The 25,102-nt window shown below is 39.6% G+C and carries 24 protein-coding genes; 6 read left to right on the top strand and 18 right to left on the bottom strand.

The annotated features are described in order from the left end of the window. Nucleotides 1–2 precede the first annotated feature (2 nt). Both DVR12_RS12075 and DVR12_RS12070 read left to right on the top strand, forming a co-directional pair. Nucleotides 3–1,049 (top strand): flavin reductase family protein, encoded by a 1,047-nt coding sequence (locus tag DVR12_RS12075; RefSeq protein ID WP_116975930.1) that lies wholly within the window; start codon nt 3–5, stop codon nt 1,047–1,049. An 87-nt stretch (nt 1,050–1,136) separates the two neighbouring features. Further along, entirely contained in the window at nt 1,137–2,267 is a 1,131-nt protein-coding gene (locus DVR12_RS12070) for a PAS domain-containing protein (RefSeq protein WP_116975929.1), read from the top strand. On the opposite strand, the gene DVR12_RS12065 is transcribed toward DVR12_RS12070, so the two are convergent. The 12 genes from DVR12_RS12065 to DVR12_RS12010 form a co-directional block, all read right to left on the bottom strand. Continuing rightward, nucleotides 2,259–2,639 carry a hypothetical protein gene (locus DVR12_RS12065; protein WP_116975928.1) on the bottom strand — a complete coding sequence of 127 codons (381 nt, stop codon included), beginning with the start codon at nt 2,637–2,639 and terminating at the stop codon, nt 2,259–2,261. The two genes, DVR12_RS12070 and DVR12_RS12065, sit on opposite strands and share 9 nt — an antisense overlap. A gap of 124 nt (nt 2,640–2,763) precedes the next feature. Then, nucleotides 2,764–3,486, bottom strand: coding sequence for an HAD-IIB family hydrolase (locus tag DVR12_RS12060; RefSeq protein WP_116975927.1), 723 nt, complete (start codon nt 3,484–3,486; stop codon nt 2,764–2,766). Nucleotides 3,487–3,582: 96 nt separating this feature from the next. Then, entirely contained in the window at nt 3,583–4,296 is a 714-nt protein-coding gene (locus tag DVR12_RS12055) for a pirin family protein (protein ID WP_116975926.1), read from the bottom strand. 148 nt (nt 4,297–4,444) lie between these two features. Next, nucleotides 4,445–4,855, bottom strand: a complete 411-nt coding sequence (locus tag DVR12_RS12050; protein WP_116975925.1) for an OsmC family protein — start codon at nt 4,853–4,855, stop codon at nt 4,445–4,447. A gap of 270 nt (nt 4,856–5,125) precedes the next feature. After that, nucleotides 5,126–5,755 carry an NAD(P)H-dependent oxidoreductase gene (locus tag DVR12_RS12045; RefSeq protein ID WP_116975924.1) on the bottom strand — a complete coding sequence of 210 codons (630 nt, stop codon included), beginning with the start codon at nt 5,753–5,755 and terminating at the stop codon, nt 5,126–5,128. A gap of 50 nt (nt 5,756–5,805) precedes the next feature. Continuing rightward, nucleotides 5,806–6,330 carry a YceI family protein gene (locus tag DVR12_RS12040; RefSeq protein ID WP_116975923.1) on the bottom strand — a complete coding sequence of 175 codons (525 nt, stop codon included), beginning with the start codon at nt 6,328–6,330 and terminating at the stop codon, nt 5,806–5,808. A gap of 38 nt (nt 6,331–6,368) precedes the next feature. After that, on the bottom strand, nt 6,369–7,238 hold the full coding sequence (locus tag DVR12_RS12035; protein ID WP_116975922.1) for a pirin family protein: 870 nt from the start codon (nt 7,236–7,238) through the stop codon (nt 6,369–6,371). A gap of 101 nt (nt 7,239–7,339) precedes the next feature. Then, entirely contained in the window at nt 7,340–8,251 is a 912-nt protein-coding gene (locus tag DVR12_RS12030; RefSeq protein WP_116975921.1) for a helix-turn-helix domain-containing protein, read from the bottom strand. Beyond that, nucleotides 8,244–9,038, bottom strand: coding sequence for a segregation and condensation protein A (locus DVR12_RS12025; RefSeq protein WP_116975920.1), 795 nt, complete (start codon nt 9,036–9,038; stop codon nt 8,244–8,246). Before DVR12_RS12025 ends, DVR12_RS12030 begins: the two co-directional genes overlap by 8 nt. 134 nt (nt 9,039–9,172) lie before the next feature. Beyond that, entirely contained in the window at nt 9,173–10,117 is a 945-nt protein-coding gene (locus DVR12_RS12020; protein ID WP_116975919.1) for a DUF3078 domain-containing protein, read from the bottom strand. Between the two features lie 96 nt (nt 10,118–10,213). Then, complete coding sequence (mscL, locus tag DVR12_RS12015; protein WP_116975918.1) at nt 10,214–10,630, bottom strand: large conductance mechanosensitive channel protein MscL; 417 nt, start codon at nt 10,628–10,630, stop codon at nt 10,214–10,216. Between the two features lie 59 nt (nt 10,631–10,689). Further along, nucleotides 10,690–11,436 (bottom strand): PPK2 family polyphosphate kinase, encoded by a 747-nt coding sequence (locus DVR12_RS12010; RefSeq protein WP_116975917.1) that lies wholly within the window; start codon nt 11,434–11,436, stop codon nt 10,690–10,692. Nucleotides 11,437–11,552: 116 nt separating this feature from the next. Here DVR12_RS12010 and DVR12_RS12005 point away from each other — a divergent pair, with 116 nt between their 5' ends. Continuing rightward, complete coding sequence (locus DVR12_RS12005; RefSeq protein WP_116975916.1) at nt 11,553–12,434, top strand: DMT family transporter; 882 nt, start codon at nt 11,553–11,555, stop codon at nt 12,432–12,434. Between the two features lie 69 nt (nt 12,435–12,503). Here DVR12_RS12005 and frr read toward each other — a convergent pair whose 3' ends face one another. Beyond that, a complete protein-coding gene (gene frr, locus DVR12_RS12000; protein WP_116975915.1) occupies nt 12,504–13,067 on the bottom strand; it encodes a ribosome recycling factor in 564 nt (187 codons plus the stop codon). Nucleotides 13,068–13,173: 106 nt separating this feature from the next. Beyond that, nucleotides 13,174–14,316: a glycosyltransferase family 4 protein gene (locus DVR12_RS11995; protein WP_116975914.1), complete on the bottom strand. Its 1,143-nt coding sequence runs from the start codon at nt 14,314–14,316 to the stop codon at nt 13,174–13,176. A 162-nt stretch (nt 14,317–14,478) separates the two neighbouring features. Here DVR12_RS11995 and DVR12_RS11990 point away from each other — a divergent pair, with 162 nt between their 5' ends. Beyond that, nucleotides 14,479–15,315, top strand: a complete 837-nt coding sequence (locus tag DVR12_RS11990) for a transketolase (protein ID WP_116975913.1) — start codon at nt 14,479–14,481, stop codon at nt 15,313–15,315. Between the two features lie 84 nt (nt 15,316–15,399). On the opposite strand, the gene DVR12_RS11985 is transcribed toward DVR12_RS11990, so the two are convergent. Beyond that, nucleotides 15,400–16,623 (bottom strand): FtsX-like permease family protein, encoded by a 1,224-nt coding sequence (locus DVR12_RS11985; protein WP_116975912.1) that lies wholly within the window; start codon nt 16,621–16,623, stop codon nt 15,400–15,402. 14 nt (nt 16,624–16,637) lie between these two features. After that, nucleotides 16,638–17,021 (bottom strand): 30S ribosome-binding factor RbfA, encoded by a 384-nt coding sequence (gene rbfA, locus DVR12_RS11980; RefSeq protein WP_116975911.1) that lies wholly within the window; start codon nt 17,019–17,021, stop codon nt 16,638–16,640. 180 nt (nt 17,022–17,201) lie between these two features. On the opposite strand from rbfA, the gene DVR12_RS11975 reads away from it, so the two are divergent. Then, entirely contained in the window at nt 17,202–19,034 is a 1,833-nt protein-coding gene (locus tag DVR12_RS11975; protein ID WP_116975910.1) for an ABC transporter ATP-binding protein, read from the top strand. A 104-nt stretch (nt 19,035–19,138) separates the two neighbouring features. Continuing rightward, the gene (locus tag DVR12_RS11970) at nt 19,139–20,647 is read left to right on the top strand and encodes a glycosyltransferase (RefSeq protein ID WP_116975909.1); all 1,509 of its coding nucleotides are present in this window, start codon (nt 19,139–19,141) and stop codon (nt 20,645–20,647) included. A gap of 80 nt (nt 20,648–20,727) precedes the next feature. On the opposite strand, the gene DVR12_RS11965 is transcribed toward DVR12_RS11970, so the two are convergent. Together DVR12_RS11965 and ileS are read right to left on the bottom strand one after the other, a co-directional pair. Continuing rightward, nucleotides 20,728–21,762 (bottom strand): TraR/DksA C4-type zinc finger protein, encoded by a 1,035-nt coding sequence (locus DVR12_RS11965; protein ID WP_116975908.1) that lies wholly within the window; start codon nt 21,760–21,762, stop codon nt 20,728–20,730. A 6-nt stretch (nt 21,763–21,768) separates the two neighbouring features. After that, entirely contained in the window at nt 21,769–25,095 is a 3,327-nt protein-coding gene (gene ileS, locus DVR12_RS11960; protein ID WP_116975907.1) for an isoleucine--tRNA ligase, read from the bottom strand. Nucleotides 25,096–25,102 lie beyond the last annotated feature (7 nt).

Below are 25,102 nucleotides of genomic sequence, written 5' to 3'. Positions count from 1 at the left end.
TCATGTATTTAACGCTACGCATAAGCAAAGTCATTGTAGAAACACCAGGCACCAAAACCTATATCCTAGAAAATATTTCTGATCAGCAACTCGATTATCAGGCCGGCCAATTCCTCACTTTCCTTATAACCCTGCACGGAAAAGAATATAGAAGATCCTATTCTTTTAGCTCATCTCCGGGCATCGATCCATTTATTTCTGTTACAATCCGGGAAAAAGAAAACGGAGAGATCTCAAGGCATTTACTGAGATCATGGAAAGTTGGAGATGTAGTAACAGCCCTTGAACCTTCAGGAAGATTTGTTTATCCAACAATTACAACTACTCCTAAAGATGTTTTCCTGCTCGCTGCCGGTAGTGGAATAACTCCTGTCTATTCAATTTTAAAACAAATATTAGCAGACGATCCATCTGCTCATATCAAACTAATATATAGTAATACAACTCCAGAAAGAACAATATTCTACGAGCAGCTCCAGCAATGGCAGCAACAGTATCCCGAACAGTTAAGCTGTATTTATCTTTTCAGTAACGACCCCGATAGTATGCATACCTACAGAAGATTGAACAATACTTTGCTGGAAACACTGGTATCTTCACATTTAAAGTATGATCCGGCCTCGGCGCTCTTCTTTCTCTGCGGTCCTCCTGATTATATGCGCACTATCTTACTAACGCTAACATATATGGGCTTTAGCAACGATCAGTTGCATAAAGAAAACTTTGTTGTTAACACAGAGGTAAAAATTGCAAAAACTCCGCTGCCAGATGATACTGATCTCAAACAGGTAATCATTCGTTATAAGAATGAAGATATAGAGATGATGGTTCCGGGTAACCAAACTATCCTCAATCATGCACTGGAACAGGATATCAGACTACCTTACAGTTGTAAGGGCGGGGTTTGCGGCTCCTGCACTGCCCAATGCATTAGTGGCAAAGTATGGATGTCTGTGAATGAGGTACTGACAGATAAAGAATTAACTGAAGGGTTGGTACTTACCTGTGTAGGCTATCCTGTTAGTAAGCAGGTAATATTGGAGATCTAGACAGGAAATTGAACTATTCATGCAATTTTTTTTATCAATATTTTTCTATTGATTGAATTTTGGTTAATTTATTAGTAAAATGAGATAATGCAGAATGCCCCCATGAAGGTTGTGTTTCTAATCTTATTGTTTGTTGTCATTACATCTAATGGCTTATTATTCTTCATAAAAGACACCGGTTTACACCACCTGTTGCTAAGTATCAACCTACTTACAGGTTGTACACTCCTCTATTTATTGTATCGTACATTTCGCTCTATTCAATACGAGCATTTGTTCGATAGTTATCCTATCCCTATGTGGATATACGAAAGAAAAACGCTCCGCTTTCTGTCTGTCAACCATGCAGCTGTAAGGAAATATGGATATAGTAAGAAAGAATTCCAGCAGCTAACATTAAAAGATATACGTAATAAGGAAGATGTTCACAAGTTCATGGAAAATACAAAAGAGAGATGTGCTACAGAAGGGGAGTATAAAGGGATATGGAAACATAAAAAGCGCGATGGCAGTAATTTTTATGTTGAAATATATTCACTGCCAGCCATTTACTACGGGAAAGATGCCAGATTTATAATGGCAAAGGATGTTGATGAGCAAATCAAGGAAGCTAAGGAAGCCCATGATCTGAGTGTAAGATTTGAATTGCTTGCTAAAGCAACCAACGATGCTATTTATGATAAAGATCTTATTGGTAAAAAGATAAAATGGAATCACGGATTACCCGAACGTTTTCATTATAAAAATAAAGACGGAGAGGCTATGCAATGGTGGGAAGATAATATACACCCTTCCGACTTCCTGCGAATCAAGAGCTCTCTTCGTGCGGCCTTTGAGGGATATTCACACTATTGGTCAGAAGAATACAGATTCCTGTGCGGTGACGGTAATTATAAACACGTGCTCGACAGAGGGTTTATTATTTATGATAACGAAATTCCTGCCCGCATGATTGGTATCATGCAGGATATAGATAAGCATGTTAAACAGGCAATATTGCTGGAGGAACAGAACAAGGCATTAAAGGAAATAGCCTGGATCAATTCTCATGAAATCAGACGGCCTGTGGTATCCATACTTAGCATCACCGATTTATTCGATAAAAGCAATCAGGATATCAAATTAAATACACAATTAATGGAATGGTTATATGAATCCACTCAACAATTGGATCATATCATTCATAAAATTGAGAATAAAGTAAAAAAGCTACAGTGATTCGTCGCCCGGCATAAAACGGTTGAAGTCGCTTTTTAGCTCCATATACAGTTGTTGAAAAGTATCCATACGGCGTTGCATGGCCTGAAAATTTGCAATGGGCGGATCGTGATGCACTATCGTTACAGGCTTATCTGATAATTTTTTTGCACACTGTTTTAGGTCGTGAAACATTTCATCTGCTACTTCTCTTTGACGGAGTAATCTGTTTTCGAAGTGTTCTACTTTTGCCATCACTTCTTTGGGAGCGTCGCTAAGTACAATTTGTTCTAATCTTTCCCTCATTAATTTTACTTCATTCCTGACTTCATTTACTTCTTCTTTCCAGGATGCAAGCTGATGTAATTCTTCGGAGAGAGTTGTCATTTCCATGGTACATGATTGTCTGGTTAATAATGCGCACTGGCTCATATCCAAACGAACGATCAAGACTTCAAATTACCGGTAATAGACCTCTATGAAGGTACAACTTTTTGATGATGGCTCAATTAATTCATTAACCTTTTGGTAAGAAACTTTTGAACTCGGAAAAGTAAGCCATTGCCTCTAAAATTCCTCCTGCACCTATATTGCCGGCCTGCAATACATGCGGCATGTTTGCAGTTCTGGTAACCAATTCCTCTTCAGCTCCTCCAACAACTACCCCTTTAAATCCTGCTTCAAATAGAGCCAGATCATTCATGGAATCGCCTGCTACCAATACCTTTTCATGCGGATATGCCATTACTTTCAGTAACTCTACCAACGTGAACCCTTTATTAACTCCGGGAGGTAATACATCCAAATATTTTCCGGCCGATAGCAAGAGATCGCATTGCCAGGTTGCCGCCATAGCCCGCGCATTTTCTATATCAGTATGCTGATCGTAATAGTAAGAACACCTGAATTGTTGTTGTGCTTCCTGATGTAATAACCCCTTTACCTCTTTCATCGATTCTCTAACCGCATCACCTGGCCATCTGCCTGCAATCAGCGACTGTACTGGTTCTACAGCTGCTAATGTAGAAAAATGCGTAACGGTGGCCCCCACATCACAAATCATATATTCCGGCTTAGGTATAAATTTATCTTCCAATAAATTTAATACACTTCGAATACCTCGTCCGGTTACAAATACTAATCTGATATCCTTATTTTCCTCAATCAGAGAATATAATTGTTGGCGAATGGTAGTATCTCCTCCTAAAAATGTTCCGTCAAGATCGGTTGCTAGTATCATGTATATACGCTATAGTGGCAAATAAAAGTATAAAAAAAAGATCAGCCTTTCAGCTGATCTTTTATATAATGGGTTAGTAAGAAATTCCAATAAGAACTATTGTAACATTGGAACATCTATTAACAAAAACTCTGCCGATTTGTTTACTTTAATTGTTTCAACATCATAATCTGATAATCCTATTGCATCACGGGTTCCTAAAGTTTCTCCTGCTACTTCCAATTCCCCATTCAATACAAACAGATAAGATCCAATGCCAGCCGCCTTTTGCGTTATATCTAAAGTTTTTCCTGCATCAAATTTTCCTAAAGAAAACCAGGCATCCTGATGTAACCATAAATTATCTTCACTACGGTCGGGAGAAATAATTACCTGCAAAGAATTTTCACGAGTAGCCGGATCAAATGTTTTCTGTGCATATCGTGGTGTCACATTCCGTTCATTCGGAATAACCCAGATCTGCAAAAAGTTAACGTCTTCTGTTTTTGATGCATTAAACTCCGAGTGTATCACTCCGGTTCCTGCACTCATCAACTGAACATCGTTCTTTTTAATTATCTCCTGCTTGCCGGTATTATCTCTATGTTCCAATGCACCATCCAGCACAATAGATACAATTTCCATATTATCATGGGGATGTGCACCAAAGCCCATTCCTCCTTTCACTGAATCGTCGTTAAATACTCTTAATGCACCAAAATGAATGCGATTAGGATCATAATAATTTGCAAAGCTAAAAGTATGATGACTCTTTAACCAACCATGGTTAGCAAATCCTCTGGTATCGGCGCGATGAATAATTTTTTTCATAACTCACTTCCTTTTTTTTAACAATACAAAGATCGATTATTTGACCCCGTTAAGGAATGGACCAACTGTTGAAAAGGATGGACAAATATTGGCAAAAAAATAGGTCAACCAGTTGGTCGACCTATTCATAACCTTTATGGTAAGTAATTTATACCAAAACAGCTTCACTGGTAATAGTTGCATTCAGCAATTTGCTAACCGGGCAGTTTGCTTCAGCATCTTTTACGAATTCAGCAAATTTAGCAGCATCCAAACCAGGTACACTTGCTTTTACTTCGAGGTGGCTGGTAGTAATAGTACCATTATCGAGAGTAATAGTGCATTTAGTATCGATGTTTCCCGGAGTTAAACCAGCACCTGAAATGATAAAGCTCAGTTTCATGGTGAAGCAACCAGCGTGTGCAGCAGCAATTAACTCTTCAGGGTTAGTACCGGCACCTTCTTCAAAACGGCTTGAAAAAGAATACTGAGTTTTATCTAATATAGTCGACTGAGTGGTTAAAGTACCTTTTCCTTCTTTTCCGGTACCTTGCCAGTTTGCAGATGCGAATCTTTTCATGTTTTATTTATTTTTTTCGTTAGAAAAATGCAGTGCGGAGGCCCAAATTACAAAAAAAAAGGAATTTTCTCGCAAAGGCGCAAAGAAGCAAAGACGCAAAGGGATTTTTTTAAGAAGCATAAGGATTGAAGTAGTTATTATTAAGAGATTTTGAAGGGTTATTATTTATAACAAAAATTCTTCAGATCCCTTAAAAATTGTATCAATCCTTATGCTTCTCAAAAAAATCCCTTTGCGTCTTTGCTTCTTTGCGTCTTTGCGAGCAACCCCTTAAATGATTTCTACTAAATCATTCAAAGGTTTACGCACTTTCTTAGCATGCTGCATCATATCTTCTTCTGCTCTGAACCCTACTGCCGCAATAACCACTGCCGATAAGCTTCTTTCTTTCAATTCTAAAATATCATCGTATTCTGCTGCATTAAATCCTTCCATCGGACAAGCGTCGATTCCTTCAATGGCTGCTGCTGTCAATAACGTTCCAAGTGCCAGATATGCCTGCTTGGATGTCCAGATAGCTGTTCCAGCCTCGCCTAATTTATTAACAGTTCCTTTCATTGCGTCTGAAAATCCTGCAAGATTTTCTTTGGCTATACTTCTGGTATCTGCAATGTTATTGATATATGCATCTACATGCTTTTCTCCGAGGTCTGCATGTCTTGCAAACACTACTAAGTGAGATGCATCGGTAATCTGACTCTGATTATTGGACACAGTTTTCAAACGTTCTCTGACAGCAGGATTTTCTACAACTATAATCTTATAGGGCTGTAATCCGAAAGAAGAAGCCGACAATCTGGTTGCTGCCAATAATTTCTCTAACTGCTCTTTATTCAATTTCTTAGTTGGATCAAACTTTTTCACGGCATAACGCCATTCCAACTTCTCTAAAATATCCATATCCTAAATATTTTAAGGAATGATGAAAACACCATTCCTTATTAATTATTTTATTGTTTAACCATTTGCACGCTAGCCAATAAACGTACTTCATCACTCAACAGAATTCCACCGGTTTCAGTAGTTGCATTAAAAGTAAGTCCAAAGTCTTTACGATTAATTTTACCACTAAGCTCAAATCCGGCTTTTGTCTGGCCATATGGATCAACCACTTCACCACCGAATTCTACATTCAGTTCTACTGGTTTGGTATTTCCTTTAATGGTTAAGTCTCCTACCAGTTTATAATTTTCGTCATCAATCTTTTTCACTTCTTTTGAAACGAAAGATAATTTCGGAAACTTATCAGCTTCAAAGAAATCGGCAGCCTGAAGGTGCTGATCACGTTGGGTATTTTGAGTAGAAATGCTATCGATATCTGCCTCAAAAGAAATATTTGCAGTACTGAAATCACTATCTGCGGTTTGCATGGTCGCATCAAATTTTGCGAACTGTCCGGTAACTGTAGTGATCATCAGGTGTTTTACTTTAAATTGTACATCACTGTGTGAAGGGTCAATTTTCCAGGTAGCCATAATAATTATAGTGTTTTAAAATTTTAATAAATATTGATTTATAAACTGCCCCATTTTCCGGCATTATAGTCGTTAATTGCTGTAATGATTTCTTCTTCAGTATTCATGACAAACGGACCATATGCGAAAATCGGCTCGTTGATTGGTTCACCGCTTAATAACAACAGGTTGGTATCCTGTGTAGCAACGATAGATATTTCAGTTCCGGATTGATCAAACAATGCGGTTTGTACTGCTTTCACTTCGGCGCCGTTTATCTTAACTGCACCTTGCATTACTACTGTTGCAGTATTGAAATTTGCCGGAATTGAAAAGCTCAGTTCATCACCGGCTTTGATATGAACATCCCATACGTTCACCGGAGAAAAGGTACTTGCAGCTCCTTTTACATCGTTGTAATTACCTGCTATTACTCTAACACTGCTTCCATTACCTGCACTTACAACCGGTATATCGGCTTTAGTAAGGTTTTGATAAGCGGGAGGTGTGTTTTTATTAGCCTTCGGCAGATTTACCCACAACTGTGCAAATTCTGCTTTACCGCCAAGTTTCGTAAAGTCTTCACTGAATTTCTCTTCGTGTAAAATTCCAGCACCTGCAGTCATCCACTGAACATCTCCAGGGAATAATTTACCATGGCTACCAGTAGAATCTCTATGCTCTAATTCGCCCTGATAAACGATAGTTACTGTTTCAAATCCCTTGTGAGGATGTTCACCTACTCCCTTAGGTTGAGGAGCCGGAGGTATATAATTAGGTGCGGAATAATCCAGCATGATAAACGGACTGATCCTGTTATTTTCAGATCGGGTACCACCGGGTAAGGTGCTTTGTACCCTGAATCCATCTCCCACCATATGTGGTGCGGCAGCTATAACGATTTGATTTACATTTTTTTGTGTTTTCATAATCACTCCTGTAACTTGATAACACAAAATTACGTGTTACAACATCGTTTAGGAATGGATAAAACACCGCGAGTGATGGACTTTTTTCAAAAAACGGTAATTCAGGAAGAAAATGGGCTTACGGATGAGCGGGAAGCATCCTTAAATTCGGAAGGGCTCTGATTAGTATATTTTTTAAAGAAGCGGCTAAAGTAATGGGGGTCATCAAACCCTAGTTTATAGGCAATTTCCTTAGCAGTGAGGTCGGTATTATAAAGATAGCGCTGAGCTTCTAAAATAACCCGGTTACGGATGTGTTCACCCGCTGTAATACCAGACAATTGTTTACTGATTTCATTGAGTAAAACAGGCTTAATATGCAATAATTCGGCATATTCAGACACTGTTTTCAGGGTCGTATATTTCTCCTCTATGAGGTTTTTAAATTTGAGGAAAACCGAACTATTATGAGCAGCATGCTGATCTGCGGTTATAGCCACGTTTTCGCCCTTAATGCGGGAAGCTAACACAAGGAAGTATCTTAATAATCCATGTAACGCTGTTTCATATTCAGGTTCACGGGTAGTAAGTTCCTTCATCATTAATCTTACAATTGCTTCAATATCTTTTTCCTGTTCATCATTCAGATGAATAATACTGCTGAACTGGTTATTGAAGAAAAGACCTGAATTGATCCCTGAAACCTGCACCTGATCTTTCAAACACATGAATGCATCCCTGAAGGCAATCATATATCCATCTATCTTCTCACTTGCTTGTAAATTATGAACCTGGCCGGGAGCAATAAAGAATAAAGTATTCTTCTTTACTTCATAGGTAACAGTGTCGATAGTCTGGAGAAGTTTACCCTTCTTTATCCAGTAAATGGTGTAAAAATCGTGTCGATGCGGCACTCCGATCTGATCGAAGAAGCTATTCCCTAATTCACACAGTCCGGATACTACAAATCCAGGATCTGCCTGAGCATACTCAGGTAAGGTTACTATCTCTATATTTCCACGTTTCTCAGCCATCTATTACAACTCCTGCAGGTTCTTCCTCTCTGTCGGAAGGATCTATGTATTCAATGATAAAATTGTTTCTACCTTCTCCCACCATAATCCCCATATGCTTCATCTGTACCAGTTCTAGCATACTTAAGAAGAGGAATATGGCGTGTACTCTGTCTTTACAATGGTCGAATATTTTTTCGAAAGAAAGTGTTCTTTCTGCTCTTGCTAATTCTTCCATGTACATTCTTGAGCCCTCCATGGTGTAATCGTATTTATACACCACGTGCTGAGGTTTATTATCCCGCTCTTTCATGCGTTGAATAACCTTTTCAAAGGTTTTCGTGAGCTTAAAGAGGGTAAGTGTCTGAACTTCAGTTCCTTCGCTGGTTATTTCACCAATTTCTGCCAGTTCTTTGGCAATATTCCCACGTTTCACCTGAAGCATGCGCTCAGCTTCCATTTCGGCTAATTCCGCTGCCGCAATTTTGTAGCGCTTATATTCCAGGATTTTGTCGATCAACTCCATGCGTGGATCTATTTCATTGCCTTGCTCATCCAGTTCTTTACGGGGCAACAGCATTTTAGCCTTGATTCGCATGAGGGTTGACACAAACAATATAAACTCGCTGGCCAATTCAATATTGAGAGATTCTATATGATGTATATAGTCCAGGAAATCCTGTGTCAGACTATTGATTGGGATATTATAAATATCAAGTTCATCACGCTCAATAAAGAACAGCAACAGGTCAAAAGGACCTTCAAATTGCGGTAGCTTAATTTTATAAACAGGTGCTTGCTCGTTCACGTAATGAATTTAAAATGTGATAGTATTGCTCGCAAAGAAGCTAAGGAGGCTAAGTGGCAAAAGAGATAATTTAAAACTCATATTTCCTTTCTTCCTTAGCAACTTTGCTAGCAAGATAACAAAAATCCAGCGAATCACAGTTTTGCGGCAAACCCAACCCCAATCACCTGTTTGACCTGTAATCGAGGGCCCATCACCCCAGTTTTCTTATTTTCAAACACTTTTACATCATCATCATATATCATATCTAGGGTCAGCAAAGCTGAAATCCATTTGTTAACTTTTAATTCCAAAGCATTTGTGAAGAATACATCTACGTTCTGCGGATTATGCCGATAATCCGAGAACAGATCGAGACGGCCTTTATAAGTCATATTTTTCGCAAAGGTTTTCTTAAAGTTTGCCGATAAATAAGCGCCTATCTCGTATCTGAAATGCTTTCCAGTATCAACTCCGTATGCTCCTTGTTTGGATAAATAATCGTTCATCACGAATACAAAACGGGAGGTAACAGGAGAGAGGAACAGGGAGAAAGAGTTATCAGGCTTATAATCAAAACCCGGCGATACCAGCACATATGCAGGAGCAAAGAATTGAGACGATAATAATCTTGTAGTGTCGTTAGGATATTGATATCCGTTGGCAAATTGGGTACGTAGATTCACTAATCCGCTTACATACCATTTTCTTCCTATGTCATAACCGTATTTAGTTGTCAGATCGATACGGTCGTCGCTTTTCCGGCCGCCCAGACTTGTGGTGTTGATATAGCCAAATGCCAGATCAGCCACATTATCCCAGGATCTTCTTCCTCTTTTATAAAATGCCCAACCATAAACATTGGAACCGAGTGAAAAGGTAAATTTATCACCGCCGGCAGCCCAGTTGGTAAGGCTTCCCTGGTTAACATTTACATTGAAGTTCATTCCTTTTCTCCAAACTCTGGTGGAGGTGTCGGAGGCATCTTTTTTAATTTTTCCGGCAACTTCTTCTCTGGATTTCTTAGTCCAATCATTTTGGGCCTGCAACGATAATACTCCAAGTAGCATGCAGGTAATGGATAAACCAAATTTCTTCATTGATCTGTGTTTAATATAAGTATAAATGACTCTACCGCCAGGAGGTTGATAGTTACCTGGCGGTTTGGGGAGGGATGAAATATTATAAATAAAAAACTATGGTTTTTTCAACTCATCTCTGATTTCTGTCAGTAATTTTTCAGATGTAGTTAATGCCGGAGCTTCTGCTTTTCTGTTGGTCAGTTTATTCATAAACTTTACAATTAAGAAAATACAAAAAGCAATAATTAAAAAGTCGATAACACTTTGTAAAAATGCTCCGTATGCAAATACAGCAACACCTTTATCCTTTGCTTCTGTAAGAGTGTGCATAACACCTTTACTATCATCGAGCTGGATAAAATAATCATTAAAGTTTTTGCCTCGGGTGAACAGGCCAATTACTGGCATGAGAATATTGTCTACCAGCGATGTAACAATCTTTCCAAACGCCCCTCCAATAATCACAGCCACAGCAAGATCCATTACATTGCCCTTCATGGCAAATTCTTTAAATTCTTTGATGAACGACATAATGCAAGGTTTTTATTGATAAAAATGAATGACAAAGCTAAACAAATAGTAAAATATTTTTACTTCTTCAATCGAGGATATTTCATATTAAGCGATTTAAGTGTATCCCTCAACGTTAGAGCAACCAGGTATTCTTTATACCAGTTCTGATCAGAAGGTACAATCAGCCAGGGGATATCGTTACAATTATTAATCGCATCTTCATAAGCATCCATATACTGAGGCCAGAGCTTAGATTCTGCCAGATCATTCTCATTATATTTCCACATTTTACGTGGATCTTCAGTTCGTTCCACCAATCGTTGTTGTTGTGCTTCATGCGAAACATGCAGATAGCACTTGATGATTTGTGTATTGTTATGTTCGGCCAGTAATTTTTCGAAAGCATTGATAGCTTTCATTCTTTTGACTGCGGTTTTATCATCAATCCATTTATGAACACGTTGCACCAGAATATCTTCATAATGAGAGCGATTAAAAACCTCTATCATTCCTTTGGCGGGAGCATGTTTATGGATTCTCCACAGGAAGTCATGGTCCATTTCTTCCGGTGTGGGAGCTTTAAAAGAAGATACCATTACCCCCTGCGGGTTTAAGGTTCCGGTTACATTTTTTATTAGCCCATCTTTTCCACTGGCATCCATTCCCTGGATCACCAGTAATACAGAGTACTTATGTTGGGCATATAACAAATTTTGCAATTCATCCAGCTCAAGTAGAAGTTCCCGGGTTGCAGCCCTAACTTTATCTTTATCTAATTTCTTGGGAGCAGTTGTGCTGATTGCTGAGAGTTTAATTTTGGCCATAATAGAGCATTCTTATAACTAAATTTAACAAAATCAGTCCATAACTGTTGCATTGCGAATTTATATTTTGTTAGTCAATCCGAATCCCCGCACTTTTGTATCCTGAATCAAATATCATGGATCAACGATTTGCTAACTGGGGAGTTTTTGTTTTGTTATCTCTTACCTGGGGCAGCTCTTTTATTTTAATGAAAATAGGTTTAGAGGCCTTTACCTCTTACCAGGTTGCCAGTCTGCGACTCGTAGCAGCTGGATTAGCGCTATTGCCATTTTTGCCAAAAGCATTAAAACAAACCCCGAAAAACAAGCTACCCGTGATCTTTCTTTCAGGATTATTGGGCAATGGTATACCTGCTTTTCTGTTCTGTATTGCAGAAACAGAGATCGACAGTTCATTAGCTGGTATTATGAATGCGCTTACACCATTAATGGCGCTACTTTCTGGAATTCTGATCTTTAAAAGCCCATTTCGTAAAGAACAGCTTACAGGTATATTCGTAGGATTGGCAGGTGTGGTTTTATTATTCACCTCAAAAGGGATAAGTGCAAACCATCATTGGTACTATGCTTTTCTTGTAATACTGGCTACAATCAGTTATGGAGTTAATATTAGCCTGGTACATCATCATCTGAAGGGTTTTTCTTCTATTCAATTGGGGAGCATAGCCATGTTTTTTTGTGGACTAATTACTTTCCCGATTCTATGGTTTAGTGATTTTTTTCCTCAATTTGCCACAGCAAATGCGCCCTGGCGCTCGTTAAGCGCAGGTTTGGTGCTTGGAGTAATGGGTACCGGAGTTGCAGCAGTATTATTCTTTTTATTGATAAAACGGGCCGGTTCAGTACTGGCATCGATGGTTGCTTACGCATTACCAATAGTAGCAGTGGGATGGGGGCTTGTAGCTCATGAAAGTATAAACTGGGTGCAGATTATCAGTATGTTGATTATACTTGCGGGAGTGTATTTAGTGAATCTGGCGAGTAAAAAAGGTCATTAAAACAAAATCGGTTGCCTCTACAGTGTAGAAACAACCGATTTTTTACTTTATAAGTAGGAAAACGTTTAATTAGATTGCCATGATCTCTTTCTCCTTAACATCACAATGTTTATCAACCAACACGATGTTTTTGTCGGTTAATTGCTGAATGTCCGCTTCTGCATCTTTAGCGCTGTCTTCGCTCAATCCATCTTTCTGAAGCTTTTTAATTGATTCGATAGCATCTCTGCGGATATTGCGAATAGCCACTTTAGCCTGCTCTCCTTCGTTATTTACTCTTTTTACGAATTCTTTTCTGCGTTCTTCGGTGAGAGGAGGTAAAAATAAGCGGATGATTACACCATCGTTTTGAGGGTTAATACCGATGTTAGCTGCGATGATAGCCCTTTCGATAGGTTGCAGCATATTTTTCTCCCATGGTTGTATAGTAAGAGTACGAGCATCGGCCACACTTACGTTAGCAACTTGATTGAGGGCGGTAGGTGCACCGTAGTAGTCAACAGTAATACCATCCAGAATCTGTGGATTAGCCTTTCCTGCTCTGATTTTTGTAAGCTCCTGCTCCAGGTGTGTTAGAGCTTTCGTCATTGTGCTTGCAGCATCTTCAATGATAAGCGTTAGATCGTCTTGCATAACATATAAAGTTAAGTGCGTGCAAACCTACAGGTTTTCTTTTAATCGTCAAAGTAACGATCTGAGAATAGGCAGGGAAATGCTAACCGTAAATTATAAAAAACGATTATTTATCTTGTAATACTCCGTTTGTAGTAACCCGAAGGATCTTATTGGTATCCTTAACAGTTGTAATGGGTTGGACTACCGGCTCTGGTACCAATTGAGCTGCAGCAATCTTTTTCTTGCGGGAAACATATAGTAACCCGGTAAAGAAAGTAGCAGACCCTATAACCACCATCAGTAGTAATGTAGCACCAAGACCTTGTAAGATAAAGGCGCCAAGGATATAAGATGCGTTGATGGCAACAGATACCAGGGTAGTTTGTCTGTGGTTTAATCTTAAATCTAGCAGATAGTGGTGAATATGATTTCTGTCTGCCGAGAAAGGCGATCTGCCTTGTAACATCCTTACAGCAAAAACCCTTAATGTATCGAATAAAGGTACTATCAGGATGGCAAACGCTACTGCCGGAGTAGATGCAATTGGCATCTTGGCGGCAGGGTTACCTGCCACTTCAATGAACTTCAGGACTAAGACAGCATTGACCAGGCCAATAAGCAGTGATCCTGTATCGCCCATGAAAATTCTGGCAGGAGAGATATTATATATAAGGAAACTTGCTAAGCCTCCGGCCATTGCAAATCCTATTACCGCATAAGTAACTTCACCAACGTGAAGGAAATAAGCACCCAATACAGCACTCACGAGTAAGCCTATACTACCAGCATGCCCATCCACTCCATCAATCAGATTGAATGCATTAATTACAACAATAAAAGTAAAGTAAGTGAAGATCAGGCTTACATTAGGAGGAAGTGTATGAATGCCCAGTACTCCGTACATGCTTGTTATTTGCAAATTACCTAGATAGATAATGGCAAATGACGCGGCTAATTGTCCAATTAATTTCTTTAACGGTGACAGACCTACTAAATCATCCTTCATTCCAACCATGAAAATGATAAAGAAAGCAGCCATCATATACTGGAACGGGGAATTTGCCACAGCAGGTACACAGATAGCTGAAGCAATGATGAAACCGGAAAAAAATCCGATTCCTCCCAGCGTAGGTATACGCTGTTTATGGGTTTTTCTTTCGTCCGGCTCGTCGTATAAATGCTTTAATTCCGCGACTTTGATTAGTATTGGAATTGAAAAATAGGTTACCACAAAACTTAGGACGGTAGCAATTAATACATTCTCCATTGGTGGGGCTTGATAGTACAAAGATATTAATTTCAATCAAATATGAAAAGAAACCCTTAAAAATTTCAATTTTTTGAATACTTTGGAAGCGCAAAAAAAATAACAACCGCCACAAATTCTTATAAAATCTATTAGTTTTGCGGCTCTAAAAACACAACTATCATGCCACAGCTCAAAGATATAGCTACCCAGATCAGACGGGATATTGTAAGAATGGTTCATGGCGTTCAAAGCGGCCACCCAGGCGGATCTTTAGGGTGTGCAGATTTTCTTACGGCTCTTTATTTCAAGGTAATGGATCATCAACCTGCTCCATTTGATATGGATGGTAAAAACCAGGATGTATTCTTCCTCTCTAACGGTCACATCTCTCCGGTGTTTTATAGTGCACTTGCCCGTTCAGGTTACTTTCCGGTTCAGGAACTAGGTTCTTTCCGTAAACTGAATAGCCGTTTGCAAGGTCATCCTACTACACACGAGCACCTGCCAGGTATCCGTATCGCTTCAGGTTCTCTTGGTCAGGGTATCAGCGTGGCTATCGGTGCCGCCCTAACGAAAAAATTAAACAACGATAAAAATCTTGTCTTCTGCCTGACTGGTGATGGTGAACTGGAAGAAGGACAAATCTGGGAAGCATTAATCTTTGCTCCTCATAATAAAGTCGACAACTTAATCGTAACCGTAGATCTGAACGGTCAGCAAATCGATGGTACCACCGAAGATGTTGCAGGCCTCGGAGACGTTGGCGCAAAATTCCAGGTATTCGGTTGGGAAGTCTTACATATGAACGGTAACGATATGGATGACGTAGTGGCTGTTTTAGAAAAAGCTAAAGCACTCGCTGGTAAAGGAAAACCTATTGCTATCATGATGAAAACTGTGATGGGCCAAGGGGTTGACTTTATGGAAGGTCATCACGAATGGCATGGTATCGCTCCTAGCGATGAACAACTGGCTAAAGCATTAGCTCAATTACCAGAAACTTTAGGTGATTACTAAATCATTTTATTGCTATAAATAAAATAGGGCTGACCAAATATTGGTCAGCCCTATTTTATAGAACTATTATCGATTTAAAATAAATTATGTCGACTTTAATGACATCGCTTCTTTCGCGGCTCTCCTGGCCGGATACCAACTTGCCCCCACTCCAATAATCAATATCGTTATAAACACCAACACAAAATCTGCAAGGTGCATACTTACCGGATAAGAGTCGACCACGAATGATGTTCCTTCCAATTTTATAAATCCAAAATGTTGTTGCAGCAAACAAAATAATATTGCTATCCCAAAACCAATTCCCGTTCCTATACCGGCTATAATTAATCCTTCTGCCAGAAAAATTCGCATCACTAACGATTTCTTTGCCCCCATAGCCTTTAAGATCGTAATATCCCTTTCCTTCTCCATTACCAGCATATACAGCGAACCTATCATGTTAAATGCTGCTATTATCATTATGAAAGTCAGGATCACATATACTGCCCATTTCTCTACATTCATGATAGAATATAAAGACCGATTTTGCTCAAATCGAGTCTGAACAACATACTTTTCGCCCAAAATATGTTCTAATGCTGATTTTACTTTATTATCATTTGTTCCTTTAGTAAGAGACATCTCCAAAGCCGACATCTCTGTAGGTCCAAACTCCAGTAATCCCCTCAGGAAGTCGATATTCGTGATTACAAACTTACTGTTAAACTCTTGCTGAATGGCAAAAGTGCCAACAGGATATAATACACCATTATTCAGGGCATCTTCGGGCGTAACAATGGTAGTTACATTTCGCCGGGGCAAATAAACAGTAATAGGAGCAAGACTGTGCACCACATCTACTTCCATAGCGCCCTCAAGCTCTAATCCAAGTACCGCCCTGTAAGCAACCGAATCGCCCGTATCGAAACGCCCTCTGACGATGTTACTTTTAACGTCTGTAACTTCATTATAATTACTATCAACCCCCTTCAGAATGGCTATGGTAGGCTCATCGCCATATCTCAATACCGCCCTTTCTTCAATTACTTCTGAATAATGGGCCACCCCGGGAATGGATTTAATTTCATTCAGTTGCTCCGGGGTTAATAAAATGGTTTTCCCGGTAGCAGGGATTACCTTGATAGCCGGATAAAATGAGGAGTATAAAGACTTTACTAATTCTTCAAAGCCATTGAAAACACTCAAAACAATAATGAGCGCCCCAGTACCCACAGCAATAGCCACCACGCTCACCCATGCAATAATATTTATGGCATTGGTTGATTTTTTAGCTTTGAAATAGCGGGAAGCAAATTGCCAAACCATGAATCCAATATTGATTATTTATTCTCTCCTTTAATATTGGCGTCGTCTTCCTTAATCTTCTTAAATAATTCCTCCATCTTAAACACATAATCCAATGTATCATCAATGAAGAAACTCAGTTCAGGAATTCTACGCAAATGCTTTCCTAATCCAATTCCCAACAATTTCTTGATCTCTCCCATCCTCTCTTTTCTGATGTGATCCAACATTTCCTGGGGAGAATTGAACTTAAACATGCTCAGGTAAACCTTGGCTTCCAATAAATCGGGAGTCATCTTTACTGCAGCAATTGATATCATTCCGCCATCTACCACATTCAATCCAATACGCTGGAATATACCGCTAAGTTCTTCCTGCACCAGTTGTCCTACTTGTTTTTGCCTTTTAGTTTCCTGCATCGCTTTCAATTTTAATCATATTTTAAACAGGGGCTTTTCCTCACTCAGTCGCTTTCTTCACCCCGTCATCCGCGAAAATAACCCAATTCCGGCAAAGTATGGTGTCAATTATACCCTTCCACTGGTAATTATGTTATTTTTGTCCAACTTTCAAGAAAAACAGCTAAAAGTTCAAGAGAAATGAAGACATTTAAGCGATTACTGAAATTTGCCACTCCTCTACACCACTATCTTCCCGAATACGTCATCTATACCTTTATAGGCATCCTGTTCGGAATGGTAAATTTTGCAATGCTCATCCCGCTGCTAAATGTCATCTTTGAGCAGGTAGAAGCTGTTCCTAAAGAATTGGTTCATCCAACTTTTACATTTTCAATTCAATATTTTGTAGATCTGTTTAATTACTACTTCTACAATTTCATTCAAACCAGCGGCTCCATCAAAAGTGCGCTGTATTTTGTTTGTGCCGTTATAGGAATTTGTATTACCGTGGCTAACCTTGGCAGATATATGAGCGCCAGGGTCATGGTTCGGCTCAAACTCACCATGATGTCAAAACTTCGTACACGACTATACGAAAAATTCAATCAACAATCTCTCAGCTACTATAGTTCCCAACAAAAAGGCGATCTGTTGTCTACCATGACAAACGACGTGCAGGAGATAGAAAACAATGTAGTAAGTGCGATTCAGATTTTATTACGTGATCCGTTTATCATTATAGGCTACTTCATTGCACTGTTTTATCTTTCAGTGAAATTAACCATCTTCACCATTATCTTCTTTCCTGTTTCAGGCGGATTGCTTTCATACATTTCAAAAAAGCTAAAACAAAAAAGCTGGTCGAGCCAAACACTCTTAGGAAAAATTCTTAGCGTTACGGATGAAACCCTTAGTGGTATCAGAATTATTCAATCGTTTACGGCTGAAAAATTCATGAAGAAAAAATTTGCAGATGTAGATAACAGCTTTGTGAAGATCAGTAAGAAAATTTACAACCAACGTGAACTAGCCTCTCCAATTTCAGAAATCATTGGCGTAATAATCATTGTTGTAATTGTTATATATGGAGGAACACTTGTTTTAAATGGCAGCGATCTGCTTACTGGCGCTACTTTCATTACCTACCTGGTTTTTTACAGCCAGATCATGCAGCCGGCAAAGAATATTTCTTCAGCTATTACCACCATGCAAAAGGGAATTGTATCAAGCGAAAGAATATTTAAAATACTGGATGCAGAGGTGAGTATAGAAGAAAAGCCTACAGCCAAATCTATTGATTCCTTTAATGATGCAATTGTTTATGAAAATGTGAATTTCCGATATGAGCAACAGGAAGTATTAAAAGGAATTAATCTTAAGATCAGCAAAGGTAAAATGGTAGCGCTTATCGGAAGGAGTGGAGCTGGTAAATCAACGATGGCTGATTTGCTGCCAAGGTTTTATGATGTAAATCATGGCTCAGTACGTATAGACGGTAACGATGTAAGGGATTTAAAACTCAATGACCTGCGAAAGCTGATTGGCATTGTATCTCAGGAAGCCATTCTATTTAATGATACTGTAGTAAATAATATAGCATTCGGAGATCCTGATCCGGATATGAACGAAATTATTGCAGCTGCCAGGATTGCCAATGCGCATGAATTTATTGAACAACTCGATGAAGGATATAATACGTCGATTGGCGACAGAGGCTCTAAACTCAGTGGAGGCCAGCGTCAACGTCTTACTATCGCAAGAGCAATTTATAAAAACCCGCCTATTCTAATACTTGATGAAGCTACATCTGCATTAGATGCTGAAGCAGAGAAACTTGTACAATCGGCATTAGATAATTTGATGCAGCACCGTACTACCATTGTTATTGCGCATCGCTTAAGCACTATACAATATGCCGATGAAATAGTGGTGATGGATAAAGGAGAAATCAAGGAAAAAGGTACACACGAAGTATTAATGCAGCAACAAGGATTATATTATAGACTGGTAGAAATGCAGGAGTTCAAATAACCAGATTCGTATAGGGGTATGGTTTTTGATAGTTGCGCACTTGTAAATGCCAACAGGCGCTCTTTGCAGCACTATTTATTAACCTTTTAACATAGTGAACTCCTATGATATCAATCGTAATTCCTGTATTAAACGAAGGTGCTACCATACGCCAGGTTATCAGAACCGTTAAGAAAACATCACGTAGAATTGAAGTAATTGTTGTGGATGATAATTCTACAGATAACACTGTAGAAGAAGCCATGAAAGAACAAGTCAGAGTTATTACCAGTAGCCAGAGAGGTAAGGGAATTTCTATGCGTGAAGGAATGATGGCCGCTAAATATGACATCGTAGCATATGTAGACGGAGATATATTAACCTACCCCGATAACATTATTGATCTCCTTACAAATCCTATCGAGAATGACGAAGCCGACTTTGTCAAATCCTATTTTGAAAGGCAGGCTGGCAGGGTCACTCAATTGGTGGCCAAGCCGCTGCTAAGTATTTTGTATCCCGATCTTGCACATTTTCAACAACCTTTAAGCGGAATGATTGCAGCCCGCAAATCATTTCTATCCAATGTTCATTTTGAGAATGATTATGGGGTTGATATTGGTCTCCTCATCGACATGCATCAATCGGGTGCCCGCATTGTGGAAGCGAACATAGGGAAGATAGAAAATGCTATGCAAACCTGGGAACAGCTCAGCAAAATGTCGAGAGAAGTATCCAGAACTATTTTGAAAAAAGCAGAGAATATACCACAGGAAAATCTGGAGACACTTGGAAATATTAATCTGATCAGAGAACAGATGGAATATTCAATTCTGGAATCTATTGATAAGCTGCAAAAGATGGTTATTTTCAATTTAGACCAGGTAGTTTTCAGGGCAGATTATCTCGAATGTGCAGCTCTGGCCTTTGAACAGGAAGAAACATTGGAATATATCAGATCATCTAAATTTGATACACTTACCTCATTACAATTAGCAGCGCAGTTATTTGAAGGAAGAAATATTGCTGAATTACTGGAGATAGCAGATGCAATTCCTTTAGTACCAGGCATCAGAGAGATTGTCAGGGAATTGAAAAAGCGTGGCTATGCCGTTGGTCTGATCACCGATGGATTTGATACAATTGGCAGGCATATTAAGAATAAGCTAGGGATGGATTTCGTATTTGCCAACAAATTACATATGGTAAATAGTGTAGCAACGGGTGAGTTTACAGCAGCGGAATATTTTATGCAGGGTGGAGAATATTGCAGAAGTAATATGTTTCCGTATATCGACCGGCAGTATAACATTAATGCGCAGAATATAATTTATGTTGGGGATCCTTCCAGAGACCAGGAATTGCTGATGCGTGCAGGCGTTGGCGTAGCATTTTGTCCACAACCTTGTGGAGGTGCTGTAGAAAAGGTTGCCGATAAAATTATTTACGGTTTATCGTTACATGGATTATTGGAGATAGCTCCGGCCAGTTCCAAAAATTTAAAATTACCTTCAATTAATAAGCGTCAGGCAAAGAGAATAGGGATTGGAAGCCTGGTTGCATTGGCAGGAGCGGGGGTATTGTATCTGGCGATCAGGCAGATGAAAAAGAAGAAAGATGTAAATAGAGCGTAAGGCCGGAAATACTTAAGGAAAAAAAAAGAGGGCCGACCAAAGTAATGGTCGGCCCTCTTTTCGTTTATACGTTTAAGTAATTATTTACTTTTAGCCAATTTAGCTTCAATACTTAAAGTAGCATGCGGAACAGCTCTGAGGCGTGCTTTGTCTATGAGTTTACCGGTTACGCGGCAAATGCCATAGGTTTTATTTTCGATACGCACCATTGCTTTTTCCAGGTGATCAATAAATTGAATCTGACGGCTGGCCATTTGGTTGAGTTGTTCTCTTTCCTGAGAGCCACTGCCATCTTCCATGCTCATATATTTATTTTCAGTATCGTCGGTTCCTGCTTCATCTTTACGGGTGATGAGTCCTTGCAAATAGATTAGTTCTTTTTTAGCTGCTTCCAGTTTCTTTTGGATAAGCTCTCTAAATTCTTGCAAGTCAGTATCACTATATCTGAAAACAGGACCGCTTGGTGTGGCGGGTTGGTCCAGCACCGACTTGGTAAACTCAGGTTGATAAGATACCAAAGTAGATTTTCCACCCTTTTTTTCTGATTTTTCAGTTTTCTCGGGTTTCTCGGATTTTTCCGCCTTTACTGATTTTTCAGCCTTAACAGGCTTTTCAGCTGCTTTCTTTGAAGATTCTTTCTCCTTAGCAACTTCTACCTTAGGATCTGCTTTCTTTACTGCCATCGTTTTAAGTTCTTTTTCTTCTGACTTAGAAATAAATGGTTTTGTCTCAGCGGAAACACTTTTCGTAACCACTTTCTGCTTTACAGCAGGTTCATTGTTAACGGTCGATTTTGCAGGTACAGCAACTTTCGTGACGGATGTTTTAGCTTGGGCAGTTCCTTTTTTCTCCACTGTTTGAGGTGCAGACGCAACCTTTTGGGCTGTTTGAGCTGGCTCTGCTTTAGAAGGCTTTGCTAGGGCTTTAACAGTGCTTGCTTTGGGTGCTGTTTTAGCAGGGGCTGCAGTTTTAGCAGCCGCTTTAGGAGCAGGCGTTGTTTTTTTTGCCGGAGCAGGTATTGCAGCCTTTTTAGCAGGAGTAGCCTTAGCCACAGTTTTTTTTGCCGGAGCTGCCTTTTGAGTCGTTTTAGTAGCAACTTTCTTTTTTGTTGCCATGGGGGATTAGCTTTTTTTGTTAACTAATACATTAAATTTAAGGTCGTTCACCTCTATTTCTGTACCATCATGTAATCGCTCCACTAGTTCCAGGCTGTCTGCCAAAATTTCCGTGCAAATATAGTCATTATAGTTCACAATGGCCGATTTAAGGGCTTCCGGACTCTGTATCGAAACATCAATTCTGTCAGTTAAAGCAAAATCACTGTCTTTTCGAATCTTTTGGATTCTGTTCACTAATTCCCTCGCATTTCCTTCATCCTGTAATTGTGGAGTAATAGTAATATCAAGCGCTACCGTTAAAGCACCTTTATTAGCTACTGTCCATCCTGGGATATCTTCAGAAATAATCTCGACATCAGATAATTGGATTTGCAGCTGCTCTCCGTCTAAATGCAGGGCAAAGTGACCCTCACGTTCAATAGTAGCAATATCAGCCTCTGTAAAGGCAGTGATAGCGGCTGCTACAGATTTCATCTTCGCACCCATTTTTTGGCCTAGCGACTTGAAGTTGGGTTTGATTTTTTTCTTGATGAAACCCGCTGTTTCTGTAAGATAATCAATCCCTTTGACATTCACTTCACTTTTTATGAGATCAGCTACTTTTTCTATTTGTTCCTGCATTTTTGGATTAGAGACCGGAATTAAGATCTTCTGCAGAGGTTGCCGTACCTTGATATTCACTTTTTTACGCAAGGATAATACCAGGCTGGAAATATCCTGGGCCAACTGCATTCTTTCTTCCAGGTCGGTATCTAAAGCAGCCTCATTCACAACAGGGAAATCAGTATGGTGAATGGATTGGGCCGCTATACGCCCGGAAACCTTATTCAGATTATTGAATAACCAATCTGTAAAGAATGGGGAAACCGGAGCCATCAACTGTGTAATTTTTTCCAGACATTCATACAAGGTCTGATACGCACTAATCTTATCATGTTCGTAATCCCCTTTCCAGAACCGGCGACGACACAGTCTTACATACCAGTTGCTCAATTGCTCATCCACAAATTTTTCGATAGCTCTACCCGCCTGAGTAGGCTCATAGTCATCGTAGTAGCTGGTAGCATCCTTAACTAGTGTATTCAGTACTGAAATGATCCAACGATCAATTTCCGGACGCTCTTCTAATGGTATGTATGCTTCCTTGAAAGTGAAATTGTCGAGATTTGCATACATAGCAAAGAAGTTATATGTATTGTACAGGGTACCGAACAGCTTACGCTGAACCTCACCAATACCTTTAATATCGAACTTCAGGCTATCCCATGGCGATGCGTTGGTGATTAAATACCAACGGGTTGCATCAGCACCAAATTGCTCAATTGTATCAAAAGGATTTACAACATTGCCCAGACGTTTACTCATTTTCTGGCCAAACTGATCCAATACCAAACCATTGGAAACCACTGTTTTATAAGCTACGTTATCAAACAATAAAACTCCCAGTACGTGTAAAGTATAGAACCAGCCACGGGTTTGGTCAACCCCTTCCGCAATGAAATCTGCCGGGAAAGCTGTTCCTTTTTCTATCAGATCTTTATTTTCAAACGGATAGTGCCATTGTGCATAAGGCATTGCTCCACTGTCGAACCATACGTCCACCAAATCCGGTTCCCGACGCATTGGTTTTCCTGAATCACTTACCAGTACGATTTCATCTACATATGGTTTGTGTAAGTCAAGAATTCCGTCGTGGAGGAAAGACTTATTAACATCACCTCCTAAAACTTCATTTGCCTTGCGGATTTCAGTATTCAATTCCTCAATGCTTCCAATACATTTTTCTTCTGTTCCGTCTTCTGTTCTCCAGATTGGAAGAGGAGTACCCCAGTAACGGCTACGGCTAAGATTCCAGTCAACCATATTTTCCAACCAGTTACCGAAACGTCCGGTACCGGTGAAAGCAGGTTTCCAGTTGATGGTTTTATTCAATTCCACCATTCTGTCTTTCTTCGCAGTAGTTTTAATAAACCAGGCATCCAGCGGATAATACAGTACTGGTTTATCGGTACGCCAGCAGTGAGGATAGGAGTGTTCGTACTTTTCTACTTTGAAAGCACGATTTTCCTTTTTCAACTTAACAGCTATATCAACATCCACATCTTTGTAATCAGTTTCGTTTTTGTAATTCTTTACAAAACGTCCTGAAAACTCACCTACATTGTCGGTAAACTTACCTTCTCTGTCGACCAGGATGAGGATACCCAGATTATTCTTTTTACCAACGCGATTATCGTCGGCACCAAAAGCCGGTGCAGTATGTACGATACCTGTACCATCTTCGGTAGTTACGAAGTCGCCCAGGATTACTCTGAACGGATCTCCTTCTTCAGGTTGTGCGTATGGCAATAACTGCTCATAGCGGATATTTTCCAGGTCTTTTCCTTTAAAACCGGTTAATATCGACCATGGAATTACTTTATCACCTTCCTGGTAAGCAGCGAAATCGGCGTTCTCACCTTCCGGCTTAAAGTATTTACCCAGCAGGTCTTTCGCGATAACAACATTGATAGGAAGATGTGTATACTGGTTTAAAGTTTTAACCAGTACGTAATCTATATTAGGTCCTACTGTTAAACCCAGGTTAGATGGTAAAGTCCATGGGGTGGTAGTCCATGCCATGAAAAATACTTCATCAGAACCGGCAGCATCAAACAGGAATTGAGAATTAGCCGCTTTAGTAGCTTTAAACATGGCTACTATAGTGGTATCCTTTACATTCTTGTAAGTACCTGGCTGGTTTAATTCTGCGGAGCTCAAACCTGTTCCGGCAGCAGGAGAATAAGGTTGGATGCTTACGCTTTTGTAAAGGAATCCTTTACTATAAAGAGTTTTAAGCGCCCACCACAAACTTTCGATATAGTTATTATCGAAAGTAATATATGGATCCTGGAGATCAACCCAATAGCCCATTTTACGGGTAAGGTCATCCCACTTGTCTTTATATTTCAATACTTCGCTACGACAAGTATCATTATACTCGGCAATGGAAATTTTAGTTCCGATATCTTTTTTAGTGATACCTAACATTTTTTCTACGCCCAGTTCCACTGGTAAACCATGGGTATCCCATCCTCCCTTACGTTTTACCTGGAAACCGCTCATAGTTTTGTAACGGCACACCAAATCCTTCAAGGTACGAGAAATCACGTGGTGAATGCCAGGCAAACCGTTGGCGCTTGGAGGGCCTTCATAAAACACGAAAGGGGTCGCGCCTTCGCGTACTTCCACGCTTTTTTCAAAAGCCTGGTACTGCTCCCAGTGTTGCAGTATTTCTTTCTCGATCTGAGGTAAATTCAGCTGGTTATATTCCTGATATTTGCTGGACATAAAACAA

This window comes from Chitinophaga silvatica, assembly GCF_003419895.1.
In the GTDB taxonomy this organism is placed as follows: Bacteria; Bacteroidota; Bacteroidia; order Chitinophagales; family Chitinophagaceae; genus Chitinophaga; species Chitinophaga silvatica.
This window is presented reverse-complemented; position numbering and strand designations above follow the sequence as displayed.

Bases quoted from the DNA above. Each gene is read 5' to 3' on its own strand.
- DVR12_RS11990 (WP_116975913.1), top strand. From the start codon at position 14,479: ATGCCACAGCTCAAAGATATAGCTACCCAGATCAGACGGGATATTGTA.
- DVR12_RS11975 (WP_116975910.1), top strand. From the start codon at position 17,202: ATGAAGACATTTAAGCGATTACTGAAATTTGCCACTCCTCTACACCAC.
- DVR12_RS12050 (WP_116975925.1), bottom strand. From the start codon at position 4,855: ATGAAAAGATTCGCATCTGCAAACTGGCAAGGTACCGGAAAAGAAGGA.
- DVR12_RS12045 (WP_116975924.1), bottom strand. From the start codon at position 5,755: ATGGATATTTTAGAGAAGTTGGAATGGCGTTATGCCGTGAAAAAGTTT.
- rbfA (WP_116975911.1), bottom strand. From the start codon at position 17,021: ATGCAGGAAACTAAAAGGCAAAAACAAGTAGGACAACTGGTGCAGGAA.
- DVR12_RS12020 (WP_116975919.1), bottom strand. From the start codon at position 10,117: ATGAAGAAATTTGGTTTATCCATTACCTGCATGCTACTTGGAGTATTA.
- DVR12_RS11970 (WP_116975909.1), top strand. From the start codon at position 19,139: ATGATATCAATCGTAATTCCTGTATTAAACGAAGGTGCTACCATACGC.
- DVR12_RS12005 (WP_116975916.1), top strand. From the start codon at position 11,553: ATGGATCAACGATTTGCTAACTGGGGAGTTTTTGTTTTGTTATCTCTT.
- DVR12_RS12030 (WP_116975921.1), bottom strand. From the start codon at position 8,251: ATGGCTGAGAAACGTGGAAATATAGAGATAGTAACCTTACCTGAGTAT.
- DVR12_RS12060 (WP_116975927.1), bottom strand. From the start codon at position 3,486: ATGATACTAGCAACCGATCTTGACGGAACATTTTTAGGAGGAGATACT.
- DVR12_RS11985 (WP_116975912.1), bottom strand. From the start codon at position 16,623: ATGGTTTGGCAATTTGCTTCCCGCTATTTCAAAGCTAAAAAATCAACC.
- DVR12_RS12065 (WP_116975928.1), bottom strand. From the start codon at position 2,639: ATGGAAATGACAACTCTCTCCGAAGAATTACATCAGCTTGCATCCTGG.
- frr (WP_116975915.1), bottom strand. From the start codon at position 13,067: ATGCAAGACGATCTAACGCTTATCATTGAAGATGCTGCAAGCACAATG.
- DVR12_RS12070 (WP_116975929.1), top strand. From the start codon at position 1,137: ATGCAGAATGCCCCCATGAAGGTTGTGTTTCTAATCTTATTGTTTGTT.
- ileS (WP_116975907.1), bottom strand. From the start codon at position 25,095: ATGTCCAGCAAATATCAGGAATATAACCAGCTGAATTTACCTCAGATC.
- DVR12_RS12055 (WP_116975926.1), bottom strand. From the start codon at position 4,296: ATGAAAAAAATTATTCATCGCGCCGATACCAGAGGATTTGCTAACCAT.
- mscL (WP_116975918.1), bottom strand. From the start codon at position 10,630: ATGTCGTTCATCAAAGAATTTAAAGAATTTGCCATGAAGGGCAATGTA.
- DVR12_RS12040 (WP_116975923.1), bottom strand. From the start codon at position 6,330: ATGGCTACCTGGAAAATTGACCCTTCACACAGTGATGTACAATTTAAA.
- DVR12_RS11995 (WP_116975914.1), bottom strand. From the start codon at position 14,316: ATGGAGAATGTATTAATTGCTACCGTCCTAAGTTTTGTGGTAACCTAT.
- DVR12_RS12075 (WP_116975930.1), top strand. From the start codon at position 3: ATGTATTTAACGCTACGCATAAGCAAAGTCATTGTAGAAACACCAGGC.
- DVR12_RS12010 (WP_116975917.1), bottom strand. From the start codon at position 11,436: ATGGCCAAAATTAAACTCTCAGCAATCAGCACAACTGCTCCCAAGAAA.
- DVR12_RS12035 (WP_116975922.1), bottom strand. From the start codon at position 7,238: ATGAAAACACAAAAAAATGTAAATCAAATCGTTATAGCTGCCGCACCA.
- DVR12_RS11965 (WP_116975908.1), bottom strand. From the start codon at position 21,762: ATGGCAACAAAAAAGAAAGTTGCTACTAAAACGACTCAAAAGGCAGCT.